14 protein-coding genes and 1 tRNA gene are annotated in these 16,257 nt (G+C 40.7%); 7 read left to right on the top strand and 8 right to left on the bottom strand.

Annotated elements, in window-relative coordinates:
* Positions 1 to 42 precede the first annotated feature (42 nt).
* The 3 genes from F8C76_RS01485 to F8C76_RS18990 form a co-directional block, all read right to left on the bottom strand.
* Positions 43 to 567: a hypothetical protein gene (locus tag F8C76_RS01485; RefSeq protein WP_152130141.1), complete on the bottom strand. Its 525-nt coding sequence runs from the start codon at positions 565 to 567 to the stop codon at positions 43 to 45.
* Between the two features lie 134 nt (positions 568 to 701).
* Complete coding sequence (locus F8C76_RS01480) at positions 702 to 926, bottom strand: hypothetical protein (protein ID WP_152130140.1); 225 nt, start codon at positions 924 to 926, stop codon at positions 702 to 704.
* A gap of 8 nt (positions 927 to 934) precedes the next feature.
* Positions 935 to 1,063, bottom strand: coding sequence for a hypothetical protein (locus F8C76_RS18990; RefSeq protein WP_283016249.1), 129 nt, complete (start codon positions 1,061 to 1,063; stop codon positions 935 to 937).
* Between the two features lie 73 nt (positions 1,064 to 1,136).
* On the opposite strand from F8C76_RS18990, the gene F8C76_RS01475 reads away from it, so the two are divergent.
* The 5 genes from F8C76_RS01475 to F8C76_RS18820 all read left to right on the top strand — a co-directional run bounded on the left by F8C76_RS01475 (position 1,137) and on the right by F8C76_RS18820 (position 3,800).
* Positions 1,137 to 2,024: a sigma-70 family RNA polymerase sigma factor gene (locus tag F8C76_RS01475; RefSeq protein ID WP_170283933.1), complete on the top strand. Its 888-nt coding sequence runs from the start codon at positions 1,137 to 1,139 to the stop codon at positions 2,022 to 2,024.
* Between the two features lie 140 nt (positions 2,025 to 2,164).
* Entirely contained in the window at positions 2,165 to 2,782 is a 618-nt protein-coding gene (locus F8C76_RS01470; RefSeq protein ID WP_152130138.1) for an FMN-dependent NADH-azoreductase, read from the top strand.
* On the top strand, positions 2,757 to 3,266 hold the full coding sequence (locus F8C76_RS01465) for a cupin domain-containing protein (protein WP_152130137.1): 510 nt from the start codon (positions 2,757 to 2,759) through the stop codon (positions 3,264 to 3,266). The genes F8C76_RS01470 and F8C76_RS01465 overlap by 26 nt, the downstream gene beginning before the upstream one ends.
* 173 nt (positions 3,267 to 3,439) lie before the next feature.
* Positions 3,440 to 3,646 carry a Rid family hydrolase gene (locus tag F8C76_RS19055; RefSeq protein ID WP_211372136.1) on the top strand — a complete coding sequence of 69 codons (207 nt, stop codon included), beginning with the start codon at positions 3,440 to 3,442 and terminating at the stop codon, positions 3,644 to 3,646.
* On the top strand, positions 3,597 to 3,800 hold the full coding sequence (locus F8C76_RS18820) for a hypothetical protein (protein WP_211372097.1): 204 nt from the start codon (positions 3,597 to 3,599) through the stop codon (positions 3,798 to 3,800). The genes F8C76_RS19055 and F8C76_RS18820 overlap by 50 nt, the downstream gene beginning before the upstream one ends.
* A gap of 315 nt (positions 3,801 to 4,115) precedes the next feature.
* On the opposite strand, the gene F8C76_RS01455 is transcribed toward F8C76_RS18820, so the two are convergent.
* Positions 4,116 to 4,577 carry an Lrp/AsnC family transcriptional regulator gene (locus tag F8C76_RS01455; RefSeq protein ID WP_152130136.1) on the bottom strand — a complete coding sequence of 154 codons (462 nt, stop codon included), beginning with the start codon at positions 4,575 to 4,577 and terminating at the stop codon, positions 4,116 to 4,118.
* 164 nt (positions 4,578 to 4,741) lie between these two features.
* Here F8C76_RS01455 and F8C76_RS01450 point away from each other — a divergent pair, with 164 nt between their 5' ends.
* Entirely contained in the window at positions 4,742 to 5,704 is a 963-nt protein-coding gene (locus F8C76_RS01450) for an NAD-dependent epimerase/dehydratase family protein (protein WP_152130135.1), read from the top strand.
* A 233-nt stretch (positions 5,705 to 5,937) separates the two neighbouring features.
* Positions 5,938 to 7,857 carry a helix-turn-helix domain-containing protein gene (locus F8C76_RS01445; RefSeq protein ID WP_152130134.1) on the top strand — a complete coding sequence of 640 codons (1,920 nt, stop codon included), beginning with the start codon at positions 5,938 to 5,940 and terminating at the stop codon, positions 7,855 to 7,857.
* A 26-nt stretch (positions 7,858 to 7,883) separates the two neighbouring features.
* On the opposite strand, the gene F8C76_RS01440 is transcribed toward F8C76_RS01445, so the two are convergent.
* The 4 genes from F8C76_RS01440 to F8C76_RS01425 all read right to left on the bottom strand — a co-directional run bounded on the left by F8C76_RS01440 (position 7,884) and on the right by F8C76_RS01425 (position 16,209).
* Entirely contained in the window at positions 7,884 to 10,202 is a 2,319-nt protein-coding gene (locus F8C76_RS01440) for a GH92 family glycosyl hydrolase (RefSeq protein ID WP_152131434.1), read from the bottom strand.
* A 195-nt stretch (positions 10,203 to 10,397) separates the two neighbouring features.
* On the bottom strand, positions 10,398 to 12,077 hold the full coding sequence (locus F8C76_RS01435; protein ID WP_152130133.1) for a RagB/SusD family nutrient uptake outer membrane protein: 1,680 nt from the start codon (positions 12,075 to 12,077) through the stop codon (positions 10,398 to 10,400).
* A gap of 9 nt (positions 12,078 to 12,086) precedes the next feature.
* Complete coding sequence (locus F8C76_RS01430; RefSeq protein WP_152130132.1) at positions 12,087 to 15,245, bottom strand: SusC/RagA family TonB-linked outer membrane protein; 3,159 nt, start codon at positions 15,243 to 15,245, stop codon at positions 12,087 to 12,089.
* Between the two features lie 887 nt (positions 15,246 to 16,132).
* A tRNA-Arg gene (locus F8C76_RS01425) sits at positions 16,133 to 16,209 on the bottom strand.
* Positions 16,210 to 16,257: the final 48 nt, after the last annotated feature.

The following is a 16,257-nucleotide window of genomic DNA, read 5'->3' as shown; positions in this document are numbered from 1 at the left end:
ATTTCTCGGTGAGTTACATGTCTTTTGATTTGTTCTGAACAATTAGTTGTAAGGTGCGGCAAACTCTCCTTCAGTTATTTCAAGTAAATTATGATCTACATCCCTTAGCAAACCGGAAAAAATCCCCTTCACCCCCCAATCATCCATGCTTGTAATGTTTAACGTAAAATAGGTTCCATTTGACCTACCCCCAATAAAACATTCCGTTCCAGTATGGGTTTCCCCATCATAAATCTGCATACAGTATTGCCCGTCCAGTTCAGGGAAGGACTCTCCGGCAACAGAGTAAGTACCTTTACCTATGTTTTCCTCGGAAACAAGCATAATTTCAAATGAGGGGGATTTATTGATATTCTTCTCCTCAAATCCACCCACCACAACAAAATGCACGGTTTCCTCCCGAGGTGGGTCGTTTGCATTAACCAAATAGTTAAATTCCCTAAGCTCGCCATTGAGTTTACATCTCAAAAAACCTTCTCCAGACACAGTATTGCCATCATCTTCAGAGCAATTTGTAAACAATACCGAGAGTAGTATGAGAGATAAAAAAATAGGTAGTCGTTTCATTTATAAATGCAGATTTTTAAATAGTGTGTATCAGCTTTCTGTGCTGGAAATAACGGATGGGTAAAATTATAAGACCCGTATGTAGTGGGCAATCACTTAAACCATGTAACTTTTTCTAATGGTTTTATGGTACTCTATCTAGATTCCCGATATTTATTATTCATCCTTTTGTATTGGCAGTGAATAGCATTTCCCTTGTCAACCATGCATTTTTCCAAGTGTCCCATCATTACTTCTTCTCCAATGAATCCTTCCATTTCCCTGTTCTTTTCTAAAATAGTGTTGATTCTTTCGATGGTCAAAACATCAATTATGGCATCCCAGACTTTATTGCCTATTGTTTCGGTTTCAATTGCCACTGACTATACTAATATACCAACAGCTTCCCCACCACAATTTCCATGTCAATTTTCTTCTTGATGGCAACTGTTCTTTTGGAGATTCCATTCTCAAAAAAGGTGGGGCAATTGGGCCGTACTGAAATATATCCCTTCAATTTTGTTACTTTTCAGTTGCAGCTTGTCACATTTAGGATAAATCAATTGTCATATTCAATTAAACGTTTTATCATGCAGGAAAGCTTTTATCGGTCATTGCTCACCTATTCCTACAATATCGTCGGGAGCCTTGAAGACGCAAGGGACCTCGTTCAGGATACCATGGAAAAATACATCGGATTGGACAAATCCACCATACAAAACGAAAGAAGTTATCTTATTAAATCAGTCATCAATCTTTCCATAAACTTCAAAAAAAGAAGCGAAAAATTCTCCAAGTATGGCATTTGGCTTCCTGAACCCATTGCCACCGAAGAGACGGACGCCCATTTGATAAAAAGACAGGTGGCCAATTATTCCCTGCTGGTCCTTTTTGAGGAACTCAACCCTAAGGAAAGGGCCGTATTCATGCTAAAGGAAAGTTTCAACTATAAGCATGATGAAATAGCCAAGGTCCTTGATATTTCCGTTGAGAACAGCAGAAAATTATATTCAAGGTCCAAAAAACATCTGGCCCAAACCGAAATTAAAAAAGACCTACCCCCGAAAAACTGTATGGCTCCCTACATAGATGCCTTGATGGAAGGTGACACGGATAAGTTGGAAACCCTTTTTGCAGATGATATTGCACTTATGGCGGATGGCGGCCATACCGTTAAAGTGGTTACCCGAATCACAGAGGGTAAGGAAAGAACCGCTGAATTGATGCAATACGTTTATGCCATGTTTTTGAATGGAAAGGAATGTGTGTTTAACTATATCAACCACCAACCGGCCCTATGGTTCAAAAACAATGGCAAGGTCATCAGTTGTATGGTGTTCCAATTTGATAATGAGAAAAAATTCAAAAACATCTATTCCATTGTAGACCCCGACAAGCTGAACAGTCTATATCTACGTAATGAAGGTTTTAATGGAAACAAGATCGATAAGCTGTTGTCAAGTTTGAACCCCAATTGACCCTATTCCGTCCATGAGTCACCATTCGTTCCAATTGTATAGACAATAGTAGCGTATAGTTAAGTCTGGAAATCATTCCATAAACGTCCTAACGCTGTCACATTTTTTAACGCGCATTGGTCTTATTGAAAAATAGAACCATGAGAACACTTTTAAGAATCGATTCCAGCTTTAGCGGTGATTTATCTTTCAGTAGACAGGCTACCGACCACTATGAACATTTATGGAAAAGGAACAATCCCAATGGCAGGGTAATATATCGTGACTTGGCATTGTCCCAACTCCCTCATTTGACAAGAGAGGTATACGAAGCATTTAACGATCCCAAGGCAGGAATCCAACAATTGGCCATGTCCAACGAACTCATTGCAGAATTGGAGAAGGCCGATGAAATCTTGATCAGTTCCCCTGTCTACAACTTTGCGGTACCCAGCACGCTAAAGGCCTATATAGACCATATCCTTAGAATCGACAGAACCTTTGCCTATGACCCGTCAACCTACACCAGAAAAGGATTACTGGAAAACACCTCAGCGACCATAATCGTTGCCCGTGGCGGTTTGCCCGTCAATGGAAAGTCCCCTGACGGTGTCGAAACCTATCTGGAGGGTATTCTAAAGTTCATCGGCGTTGAACAATTGACCCGCTTCAGTATTCATGGTACGACCTATTCTGGATCTGAGGAATCCCTATCCAAATCCAAACGTTTAATTGAAAACCACTTTAAGCAATATGATGCAGAAAGAACAGAAGTCTGACTATTTAAAAGATATATTATCCCAAAGTCTCAAGGTCATAGCTCCCAAGGACGGTGAGCAAATCTCCATGGACAAAAGTCAAGTCCTGTTAAAGGTTACCAGTGAGATGACCCAAGACCAGTTTGGGATATACCAGGTAGAGCTGGCTCCAAAAAGCGTAGGTGCCGACTTACACTACCATAGGTTCATGGAGGAAGTTTTTGTTGTCATTTCCGGCAATTTGACCTTAACCACCATGGATACACAACATATTGCAATACCTGGTACTTTGGTGCATATACCAAAGTTCACTGTCCATGGATTCAGGAACGATAGCGATGAAACAGTCAAGGCCCTGATATTCTTCAATCCCTCCATGGGACGTGAAGGCTTTTTCAAAGGACTTAAACAGGTCTTGGAGCGCAAGCCATTCGATCCAAATCTTTTTGCTGGGCTTTACAACAAATATGACAGTGTCCCATATCAAGGAGGCATGGAAAGGTAATGGCAATATCCTAGCCCAAAGATCCAAGAAAACCAGAAAGAAAGTAATCATTGCAAACCAGCCGTTATCCAATCGATATATGGCATGAATCACCAATGAACACTATAACATTAAAAGCATACATCAAAATGAAAAAACAATGGATCTCTTCGGGTTAGGAATTTGAGGAAAAAATAGGGTATTCCAGGGCGGTAAAGGTCAAAAACCTAGTTTTCGTTTCCGGTACCACCGGCTATGATTATTCAACCATGACCATTAGTGATTATCTGCTGGATCAGACCGAACAATGTTTGAATAATATCATTGAGGCATTATCAAAACCATGTGACCTTGGAAGATGTTGTCAGGGTACGTTGTATACTGTCAAAGGCCGGCGATGAAAGCGACCTTGAACTATTGGAGCATACCCTTCATGAAAACTATGGAAGCGTAGCTAGGTTTTCAGGACAAAAAGGCCCTTTTTCAATTTTTACAAAGCGGAGTATACATCGTTGGTTCGGGAAGGCACTTTTGGTGGCGTTCCCCGAAAAATAGAGATAAAGCAGTTCAATATACTGGAAAACATAGTCTATTCCCAAGTTTTCCTGGAAATCGAAACATTGATTTTCAACTCCTTAATTACCCTAATCAAAGAAAAAGGCCAATGGTGGTCATTGGCAATTATCCTACCATAAAACCATTGTAGACCTATACAACCAAAGTTAGTTGTCCCATTAATAGTTCACCCTATCCCTTACTCGGAAGAAAGTGGCTCCATCATTACATCCGTCTAAACCTTGAATCATGTAGCTGATTAAATATAAAGCCATTTTCCACATTCATGGTACCTGAATGTCATTTAACCTTGGTTCAGAAGTGGAACTCCGTGGTATCCATGATTTCCTTAAGGACAAAATAGCTTTCCAAGACGCCAATATTATCTATTCTGGACAATTTAGTCCGGACAAACTCATGGTATTCATCCAGACCCGAAACATTGATTTTTAGGAAGAAGTCCACCTTACCGGCCATATGGAAACATTCCTGGACCTCGTTGAGTTTCTTGATCTGGCTGTCGAACTTATCGATGAACCCTTCATTATGATATCTCAGGGATACCATACAAATAGCTGTAACAGATCTGTTTATCCTTTTCTTGTTCAAAAGCGCCACATAATTTTTGATATAGCCATCCTTTTCAAGTTTCCTGATCCGTTCGTAAATAGGGGAAGGTGTCAAGTTCAGTAGGCTTGCCATTTTCTTTGTGGACATATTTGAATCTCTTTGCAGGATTCTCAGGATCTTAAGGTCAATCTCATCCAGTCTTTCCATAGGAAGATAAAATTACTTGTATACAACATCTTTTAAAGATAAAAAAGATATTATTACTGTCTAAATCCGTTTTTATGATAAATATTACTCATTTTAAATAGTATAACAGTTCATATCACTGTATTTAATTGAAATAATATAATTTCATTCTGCAAATACGCATAATGAAAACACAAGAAAAAATCTTGATCACCGGTTCGGGAGGGCAACTTGGGACCGCCTTGGCTAAGGCTTTGGCCAATCGGTATGGAACCGATCATGTCATGGCAACGGACCTCCATCCCAAAACCGTGGATAACTTGGATATTGGGTTTCTGGACACAACAGACACAAATAGTGTGGACACAATTATTGAAAAGCACGAAATCTCCCAGATATATCATTTAGCGGCCATATTGTCGGCCAATGGTGAAGCCAATCCAGCCAAGACTTGGGAAATCAATACCAAAAGCTGGCTCAATGTATTGGAGGCTTCGAAAAAACATGAGGTCACCAAAGTTTTCTTTCCAAGTTCCATAGCTGTCTTCGGTCCGTCCGCAAATAAACTGTCCGCTTCCCAAACAGATTTTTTAGATCCCTTGACCGTCTATGGCATAAGTAAAGCTGTGGGGGAACAATGGGGACACTATTTTTTTTCAAAATATGGATTGGATGTTCGTTCCTTGCGCTATCCAGGTGTTATTGGACATGGGGCATTGCCCGGTGGAGGAACTACGGACTATGCAGTGGACATTTACCACCAAGCTGTACAAAACAAACCCTACACCTGCTATTTGACAAAGGATACTATCCTACCCATGATATTTATGGATGACGCCGTCAGGGCCACCATAGAGTTAATGGAGACCCCAAAGGAAAACATATGCACAAGAACCTCCTATAATCTGAACGGTTTGACCTTTGCCCCATGGGAAATTGTTGAATCCATCCAAAAATGGTTTCCTGGGTTTGAGGTTATCTATAGTCCGGATTTTAGACAGTCGATTGCCAATGCCTGGCCCTCCTTCATAGATGGGTCACCTGCAAAAAAAGACTGGGGCTGGTCCCCTCATTACACATTGGATGAGATCTCTGGGAAAATGATAGCTGAATTGTCCAAAATATATAAGATGGAAAAATTAAAATAGTGTAAACCTTCATATTGAATATAGCTTCTTTTCAATGAGCATATTCAATTGGTAGCCTGGTTTCAACGATTTGCAATAATGGAGGGATCCAATCTATAACCGTAAATTATTTTCCAAACCATCCCGGAATTGTGCAAAGGCTGGTTTACTCAGTATTTTCGAATTGTTCGACTCAATATATAAACCCCAAAGTTTTGAAAAGGAAAACAAGGTGTATAAAACGAGTACTGGACATGAACGAATACCTTAACCATCAAAACACTCAAATGCATCATCTGTATCCAAGGTCCAACACATTTTTCTTGTATTTTTTCTTTATGTACTTTTCCGTTAAAGGATATCCGCAGAAAACATACAACGATTCCATAAACACCTATTTCGGCCAGATAGAAGAGCTGTTAAAAAAAAGCAAGGACCATAAGGAGGATTTTTTGGATATTGGATTTCTTTTGGACAAACAAGAACGGGTAAGCGGTACCGAAAAAGTATGCACACTGCTCAAACTATATTCCGCTTACGCATACAAATCATTGGAGAATGCACGCAGCTATAACCAAAAAGCCCTTCAGCTTTCAGAGAATATAGGTTATGTAAAAGGAGAACTTTCCGCAAAGTTCAATGAAGCTTATCTATTGTTCGTCAATGGACAGTTTAATGAAGCCATGCTATTGGCGGAAAATGTTTCAAGAAAGGCCACTTTTGAAAACTATCCCGAAGTGCATGCAGATACCCACGCCTTGATTTCATATATCCACACGGAAAGAGGGGAATATGATATGGCCTTGGAAACAGGATTACGGTTATTGGACATTGCTGAAAAATCCCAAAATGAATATCTCTTTATGAGGGCAAGCGCAGCACTTTCCCACTACTATCTCCGGATGGAAAATTACCGTATGGCCCTGAGCTATTGCCTAAAAGGACTACACTATGTCATTCGATTGAAAAAAATCCAATTTATATTTCCCAAGATTGATGAGATAGGGAGAATGACCGCCAAATTGGAGGGTGCGGAAAAAGCCTTGGAAGTGTATTCTTTTTACCTCGATGTCGAAAAAAAAATAGCTTCGCCTGGAAGCTACATCCAAAGCATTGTATACATGAACATTGCGGATATCTACATCTCAACAAATCAATATGAAAAGGCCCAGGAATATTTGACCCAGGCCTTGGAACTGAACTACCAAAACAATTACCGTTTCAGAATTCCAAGAGCATTGATCCTACAGGCCGAATTGTTCCTAAAAACAGGCGACACCACGAATGCACTTTTACACTATGAAAAAAGTATTGATGCCGCAGAAGATATTAATGCGTTTGATGTGGTAAAAACCAGTAGTGCCATTTTGGCCAATCTTTACGAAAAAACCAACCAGCTTTCCAAAGCTTATGAATACAACACACTTCATAAAGCCATACGGGACTCTTTGTTCAGTAATGAAAAGGAACAAAAAATCGTAATTCTGGAAACCAGACGAAAAATAAAGGAGGTCACCCAAAAACAAAAAATACTAGAGCTTGAAAACGAAACACAAAAGGCTCGCTACAATACCATAATCATTGTTTTGGTTTTTATTCTTCTTATCGGCTCATTTGGGGCGTATGCCTATTTTAAGGTAAGAAACAAAAATCGGTTGTTGTACCGAAAGACCATTGAGTTGGCACAAGTGCAGGTCAGCATGAGACAAAAGTTACAGCAACTCGAGACTAAGGAAACCAAGGTCAGCGAAATAGACCCTTCGGAAGATGACCGTCGGTTAAAAACCAGCAAAACCTTGGACGACACCATAACGGGCATTATTTTAAAGCGGCTTGATACATTGGAACAGGAGCGCTTTTTCTTGGACCATTCCTGTAGTTTAAGAGAGGTGGCCAAACAACTGAAAACCAATCCCAAATATTTGTCCCAAGTGGTCAATCAAGAAAAGAGAATGAGTTTCAGCAACTATATCAATGAGCTCAGAATAGGCTACTTATTGACATTCTTATTGGAAGACCCTGATTTTAAGTACAACAAACTAAGTTATATCGCCACATGCGTAGGCTATAACAACCTTAATACCTTTAACACCGCCTTTAAAAAAAGGCAGGGCATACTACCTTCTTTTTTTATTAACGAACTGATTCAGGAATCAAAGCCCAAAAAAGTGTAACCCTTTATCCATTTAAAGATCCCTTACTAATTGGATATTTTAGGCTCTTTTCCCATATGGAAGGTTAGGATTCCTCCTTCAACAATCTGACCGTGCCTTAGTTTCAAGCCTTTTAACTCTACACCATTGAGTTCCATTTTTTGGACATAAATATTTTCCTTCCCCTGATTTTTGGTCTCAATGACAAATTCCTTTCCATTGTCCAATCGTATAGTTGCCCTGTTTACCATCGGGCTTCCTATGGCATATTCATCAGAGCCTGGTAACACAGGATAGAATCCCAACGAACTAAAAACATACCAAGCAGACATTTGACCGGCATCATCATTGCCACAAAGCCCGTCTTCTTTATTGCTGTACATCGTGTCCAGAATCATCCTGACCCTTTCCTGTGTTTTCCATGGACTATCTGTCCAATTATACAAATACGGGATATGATGTCCCGGTTCATTGCCATGCACATAATTCCCTATGATTCCATCCCTGGTAATGTCCTCGTTCTTCTCAATATACCTGTCTTCTATTTCTGTGGTGAAAATCTTGTCCAAGTGATTTGGGAATTCTTTCCTACCCCCCATCATTTCCACCATTTTATCAATATCATGGGGCACATAGAGTCCATAATTCAATGCATTGCCCTCAATAAATCCCTGGCCATGGGTATCAAAGGGGTTGAATTTCTTTCGCCATGTACCATCAGACAATTTGGGACGCATATAATTGGATTTGGAGTCAAAAACTTTGGCATAATTGTTAGACCGTGCCATATAATATTTATGGGCATCTTTGTTTCCCGCCCTTTGCGCTATCTGGGCAATGCACCAATCATCGTAAGCAAACTCTAGCGTTTTTGAGACTGATGAAGTACTTTTGTCCTCGGGAACATACCCTAGGGCCATATAACTATCAATTCCATCAAAATATCCTACGGTGGATGTATTTTTCGAAGCATGAAACGCCCTTAAAAGGTCTATATCAGTAGTTCCCTTGACAATGGCGTCCGCTATCACCGAAACAGAATGATACCCGATCATGCACCAGTTTTCATTCGCATAATGGCTCCAAATGGGCAACATTTTGTGTACGCTTTGATCATGATGGGCCAACATGGACTTAATCATATCATTGCTCCGTTGTGGTTGAATAATGTTAAATAGAGGATGCAATGCCCTATACGTATCCCAAAGGGAAAAAATGGTGTAGTTCTGGAATCCATCAGATTCATGGATGTTTTGGTCCAATCCCCGGTACCTTCCATCCACATCCTCATAAATAATGGGAGACAGCATCGTATGATACAGTGCTGTATAAAAAGTTTCTTTTTGTTCTGGGCTTTCGATTTCAGCAACTATCTTGGATAGCTCCCTGTTCCACTTGTCTTGGGTTTCTTTTTTTGTTTGGTCAAAATCCCAATGGGTGATTTCTGCTTCCATATTCTTTAAGGCTCCTCTTGTACTTACAGAAGACAATGCCATTTTCACCTTTATTTTCTCATTCTCGTCGGTATTGAACGTAAAATAGGCCCTTAGATTCTTTCCTGCCATTTCGGGAAAATTCTTCTCTTCATTGAACCTACGGTAAAATCCGCCATATTGAATGGTATCGTATTTTTTGTGGCCGTATGATTGAAATGGTTTGGAGAATTTCATGGCAAAGAAAACCTTTCTGGTCCTTGCCCATCCAGTGGTCTGCCTATATCCTGTGACCAAGGAGTCATTTTCCACCCTAACAAAAGTCCATACATTTTTATCTTTATGGTGATAAATATTGGACACCAAGTCAAGTACAATATGTGAACTATTGGATTTTGGAAAAGTGTATTGATGGAGACCCACCCTATCAGTGGCAGTCAGTTCGGCCAATACATTGTAGTCTTCAAGCTTTACTTTGTAATATCCTGGAACTGCCTGTTCATTTTCATGGGAAAACTTTGAATGATAACCGCTATTGGGTTCCGAAGCATCTCCAGGTTGCAGTTGTAATTTACCTACCGTGGGCATTATTACAAGATCCCCTAAGTCTGAATGGCCCGTACCACTAAAATGTGTGTGTCCAAAACCAAAAATGGTAGAGTCTGCATATTGGTATCCAGAACAGTATTCGTAGGTTCGTTTATTGTACCTCCCCCCTATGGCATAGGGTTGGTTGTTGGTTTGGGGACTAAGCTGTACCATTCCAAAAGGAGAGGTTGCCCCAGGAAAGGTATGCCCCATATTCTTGGTGCCCACCATTGGATTTACATACTGGATAAAATCGTCATGCGTGCGAGTTTCCGCTTTTAAATCAGAAACAGCTTCTTTTTGTTTGCATGAAAAAGAAATGGATAACAACACAAGGGTTGTCATGTGGGCAATACTATATTTCACTGAAAACATTTCAATACTCTATAAATGCGATAAAATCGTTTACCTATTGTGGGGAAGATATTATTGATGAGAAAGGCAGTATCCAAGGAAGACACTGCCTTTCATCGCTGATCTGCAGGATTGGATTACGCACAATCCCACCTCTCGAATTAAAAAACTAAACTAACTCAAAAACTAATATCCCGGGTTTTGTTGTAAAACACCTCTTGATGTATTAATGGCCTCAAGTGGTATTGGATAGTATTCGTTGGTTCCGGAAGTAAAAACTGCACCTTGCAGGTATACTCTTTTGGATTGTTCCCCGGAAACATATTCGTTCAATACTTCATCAGCAATTCCCCAGCGAACCAAATCAAAGAACCGGTGTCCTTCGGAGGCAAGCTCCAACCGTCTTTCAAACCGAACCGCTTTTCTGGCGTAGTCTTGGTTTGGAAAATCCACATATAGTCCTATAACATAATTGGCCGCATCCATTCCTTCCGTGTCTTTAACAAACCCATCAGGGTTGGCCGCCCTGCTACGGACTTGGTTGACCAAGCCCATGGCTTCTGGAAGTTCATTGTCTTCCACATGTACTTCAGCTCTCCACAACAACACATCGGAATATCTGATCAAAGGGGTATTGATTGCATTGTACTGAGGTAGGCCTGCTGCAGAAATGGTTCCTTCTTGCGACTTAAGGATCTCATGCTTTTTGGCTACATACGGACCTCCATTGGATTGGTCCCTGACCCATCTCATACCGGGCATGGGGCCCCATTCCAAATATTCTATCCCCCTTCTTCCAACAGTCCAGTCCAGTCTAGGATCTAGATTGCCCACGTAAGAATCAAAAGGGTCTTCGGAGGGTATACCTTGGTCGTTCGTTACGTCCACATCATTGAAAGTATCCAACAAAGGAAGTCCATTCGCATCTGTTTTAAAGGCGTTCACAAGATTTTGGCTAGGTTGGAAAAATCCACAGCATCCTCCTCCGGGAGCATCATTGGAGTAGGGGTGGTTCAATCGGTTTCCCCTATTCCCATTGATATAACCATCCCCACCATCATTCACTGAATTTTGAACGGCAAAAACAGACTCTGAATTGTTATTCTTCTCCCCATTGAAGTTATCATGGTAATTGGTCACCAAGCTATAAGGGCCATTATCAATAATGTCGTCTAAGATAGGCTTTGCAGCTGCCATATCTTTCTGAAACATATGGGCTTTGGCCAAATAAGCTTTGGCCGTCCATGAAGTTGGTCTTCCTGCATCATCTTGGACAGCAGGGAGATTGGACACGGCATACTCCAAATCCATCTCTATACTTGGCCAAGCATCAATATCATTGGACACGGCCTCTGTGGTGGTCTCCAATATATAAGGAATATTGTTCCATATTTTCTTGGCATCCATATGGTAGTGTGCCCTTAAAAAGCGCGCTTCAGCCCCTAAGGTGGTCAAAGCACTTTCCGCCGTGCCATTTTCTATGGCCAATCCAATGGAGTTCAAGGTTTGGTTGCACCTATGTATCCCTTCATAAATGGCTTGCCATTTTCTAATCAAATAAATATTGGTGGTTCCAGGGGTATACCGTTCTATCTCATTCAAAGGGGGTTGGTCAGAGATATCGCTACCTTTGTAAAAGTCATCGGACGCTACATCGCCAACCGTCCAATTAGATGCTGGCGCCCAAAAATATCCTGGATTTCCATCCAACATTGCATAGGCACTCACCAATTGTTGGCCCACCCATTCTTCATTGATCTCAATAACCCCTTCCGAAAGGCTTCCCTGCGGATTTATCTCCAGCTCATTTTCACATGAAGCAAGGGTAAGAACTGTAAAAAGTGAAAATAATATTACGTTTCTCATGATAGTTTTTTATAAAGTTAGATTTAGGCCGAACAATACCGACTTGGCAATTGGATATGCCCCTCGGTCTATCCCTATGTCCAGGTTTACATCATCCCCTCCATAGCTCTGAAGGTTGATTTCCGGATCAAGACCAGAGTATTGGGTCCAAGTGAACAGATTCTTTCCTTGAATGAAAAGTCTCAATGACTCCACCCCTATCTTGGAAGTCAATGCTTCAGGCAAATTATAGCCTAATTGGATGTTCTTTAATCTCAGATAGGAGCCATCCTCAATATAGTAGGTGCTTGCACTTGAGTAATGTTGTGCAGGATTATTGGTCAATTGGGGCAACCCTCCACTTGTATTGTCAGGGCTCCATGAATTTTGGTACCTATAGCTTTTGGCACCTGGGAAGCTATTGAAATCGGTAAAGAATCGGGTGAAGTTATAGATATCGTTCCCCTCACTTCCTTGGAAAAGCACAGATAAATCAAAGTTTTTGTATTCCATCCCTAGGTTCAATCCGTAGGTAAAATCGGGGTGTGGACTACCAATAAAGGTACGGTCATTGTCATCAATGACTCCATCAGGAACCACATCTCTATATTTAAAGGTACCCACATTTTTTCCTCCGTAGTCCGCAGCGGCATCACGCTCTGCTTCATTTTGGATTATTCCATCAATTATAAATCCATGAAACGAAGCCAGTGCCTGACCAGCCTGAGTTCGAGAAGGATAGGTTTCCCGAGCAGCATTACCGTTCAAAAAGTAATCTGGGTTATCCGTTAGGCTAAGTACTTTATTCTTGTATGCAGATATATTGGCCGATGCATTGAACTTAAGCTCCTCACCTATTCTACCATTATATCCAACGGAAAAATCAAATCCTTTGTTCTCCATGGATCCCAAGTTGGCATATGGTGCGGTCACGTGCCCGATAATGGTGATATCACCGGCACTTTGTAATAGCATATCCTTGGTTTCCGATATGTAGTACTCAAAACTAAAATTGAGCTTGTTGTCAAAAAGAATTCCACCAACACCAATATTCTTGGTGGTAGTGGTTTCCCATTTAAGGTCTGGATTGCCAATAGAAGTCAGATTATAACCTGGGGCCACAGAACTATTGCTCCCGGTAACTGAGTAATTGGAGGTGTTGATGTCGTTCCCGTACAAGTTTTCCACTCTTCCCTGAGGGATACTCTCATTCCCCAATTCACCATATCCCAATTTGAGTTTAAGATCATTTATGACGTTTGAATCCTCAAGAAACTTCTCATTGGACAATCTCCACGCTGCGCTGTAGGATGGAAAATAGCCCACCCTTGTATTCTTTGCAAAACGTGAAGTGGCATCCCTACGCATTGAAAATGAAACCAAATATTTATCTGAATAATTATAGTCTATTTTCCCAAAGGATGAGAAATAAGACCGCTTGCCCCCATAACCATAGTTTGTACTTGTACCCGTACCGGCATCCAGATATCTATAATCCAGGGAATTTGTAAAGAATTCGTTTCTGGTTGCCCCAAATTGCTTGAACTGGTTTTTGAAAAACTCCGTTCCCAACAATACATTGATATTGTGCTGGCCAAAATCCTTTGCATAGTTAAGGGTATTGAACCAAGTTGAGGAAATCGTGTATATGGTATTCTCGGTCAACCCATTGACTGCATTGGGTTCGGCTACTTCAGGATTCAGGAACCTGAATGTTGACCAATGGGAAGTGTCATAATCCAACCCAATATTGGTCTTGAACGTGAGTCCCTCCAAAAGATCAACCTCTACATATACATTACCCAGTGCCCGTAATGACCTAAATATATTATCCTTGTTTCGTTTTGCAGCCGCAACGGAATTAAAGCCATTTCCTAAACCAACACTTCTGGTTCCCGCATAATTCCCCGCGATATCATAAACTGGTAAAATGGGATCGGCGCGATAAAGAAATGATATATCACCACCCGTATTTTGATTGCCACCTGCAGCAACTCTGTCTGAATAGGAAATATTGAACGATTCCCCTATTCTAATGTTTTCTGTTGCCTTGAACTCAGAATTCACCCTTAGAGTGTATCTGTCAAAATAGGTTTCAAGAGCTACACCATCTTGCTTTAGGAAGCCCATACCTACATTGAACTTGGCCGATTCCGACCCTCCGGACATGCCCAAGGTATAGTTCTGGACCAGTGCAGGGTCAAAATATTCATCAAACCAATTGGTCCCTTTTTTATTGGCTCTGGTGATTTTATTGGTCAACGGGTCATACGTGGATTCATCCACAGAATCCGCTCCCGTGGGTGTCAAATAATTGGGCAGTACTGGAGAGGCTCCATTACCGTATTGAGGATGTGATGGTGCAACACCGTCATTTTGAAACCGTTGCCATATTACATTGGCCGATTCTTGAGGACTCAAAAACTTTGGAAAATCGGATTTGGCAACAAAATCAATGCCTGTGTTCACCCCAATCTCTACTTTGGATTTGCTATTATATTTTCCACCCTTGGTGGTAATGATGATCACTCCATTTGCAGCTCTAAACCCGTATATGGCAGCGGATGAGGCATCCTTTAGAATTTGTATGGACTCGATATCCGCTGGATTGAGCTGTCGAATCCCAGATGTGGTGGGCGTACCATCTATAATATACAATGGATCATTGTTGTTTATGGTCCCAAAGCCCCGGATCCGCACAAGGGCCTCCCCACCTGGACCACCTTCTGAACCTACCACCACTCCTGAGGCCTGCCCCTGTAGGGATTGCTCCACGTTTACAGGTGATGTGGCCGCAAGGTCTTCCGTGTTCACTACGGTTACCGAACCTGTAATATTTCGGGTAGACTGTTTGGAATATCCGGTCACCACCACCTCATCAAGAAGATTGGTATCCTCCTGCATGACGATATCTAGGATGTTGGTGCTTGACACCAATGCGGAGGCCGTTACCATCCCAATATAGGAGAATCGTAACATCTCTCCTTCAGATACCTCGATAGAATAATTTCCATCAAAATCCGTTTGTGTCCCATTGGTGGTACCATCGACAACAACATTTACCCCGGGCAATGGACTCCCTTGGTTGTCCCGTACTGTTCCCGAAACGGTCTTTGTCTGTGCAAGGATTATATTTGAAACAAGTACAAATCCAAGCAACAGCTTTTTTTTGTATAAACAATACTTCATAATTTGAATAGTTTGTTAGTTATTAATTTTCAGTGTTTTATCCCGATATCGTTTATGGGACATTAGGTATCAATGCCAATACTGCACAAAACCTTCACCTTTATCATTAATGAACCTAAACCTTCATCAATCCAAAAAAGAAGTATATTTTTGTAGTTTCGGATATTGTCAGTACAATATTGGAATTTCAGGCCTAGAAAACCTCCAACATTTTCTAGGCTTTTTTCGTTAGAATCTTGTTTTCATGAGGGCCGTTTTTTTAGTTAGCATCTTTACCTCCCCTGCCAAATACCTTCTGAATTTAAAACAGTAAGAGTTCATTTTGATGATGAAGTTATCCATAGATGACATTCAATTGAATATTTTTTAAAAAAAAGCTCTAAAATTCATGAATTTTACGTTTCAGAACCGATTTAACTTACATTTCCATAAGATTATGCATAATAATCTTCTTATGGAATTCTTAATCTTTTAAAAGCATATTGCATTATAATAGCTGGGCTGAATCGATAATGGACTTGAAGTTGAGGTTCATATGAGGTTAAGCTACCTTCCCTTTCCTCAATTAGACATTGCATTAAATAGGGAACGGTCTCTATATTCATCCCAATTGATAAAATTGAAGATTCCCACCGACATAAAATGGCATTGCGGATTTCAATAATTCAGAAAAGGAAACTCGGGAATATGGACCATCATATTTATGATTTTCCAAGGATTAAATCATCAGAAAGAATACTAAATCATATAGATTAGACTAATCTATTTAAAGTTTAACAAACGAAGCCAAATAATGTTAAAGTTTGTTAAAAAAATAAGGTGCTTGCAAATTGTTTGCAAATAAAAAGACCCTTAAAAAGTGGAACTCTCCAAGGGTCTCTAAATACTGGTGATCGCGGAAGGATTCGAACCTTCGACCGTCTGCTTAGAAGGCAGATGCTCTATCCAGCTGAGCTACGCGACCTAAGTTTGCGGGTGCAAAGATACTAATGTCTTCGGTTGTAAAAAATAT

This window comes from Flagellimonas olearia (assembly GCF_009184425.1).
Lineage (GTDB): Bacteria > Bacteroidota > Bacteroidia > Flavobacteriales > Flavobacteriaceae > Flagellimonas > Flagellimonas olearia.
The sequence above is the reverse complement of the archived record's forward strand: the minus strand, read 5'-3'. Positions and strand labels throughout refer to the sequence as shown.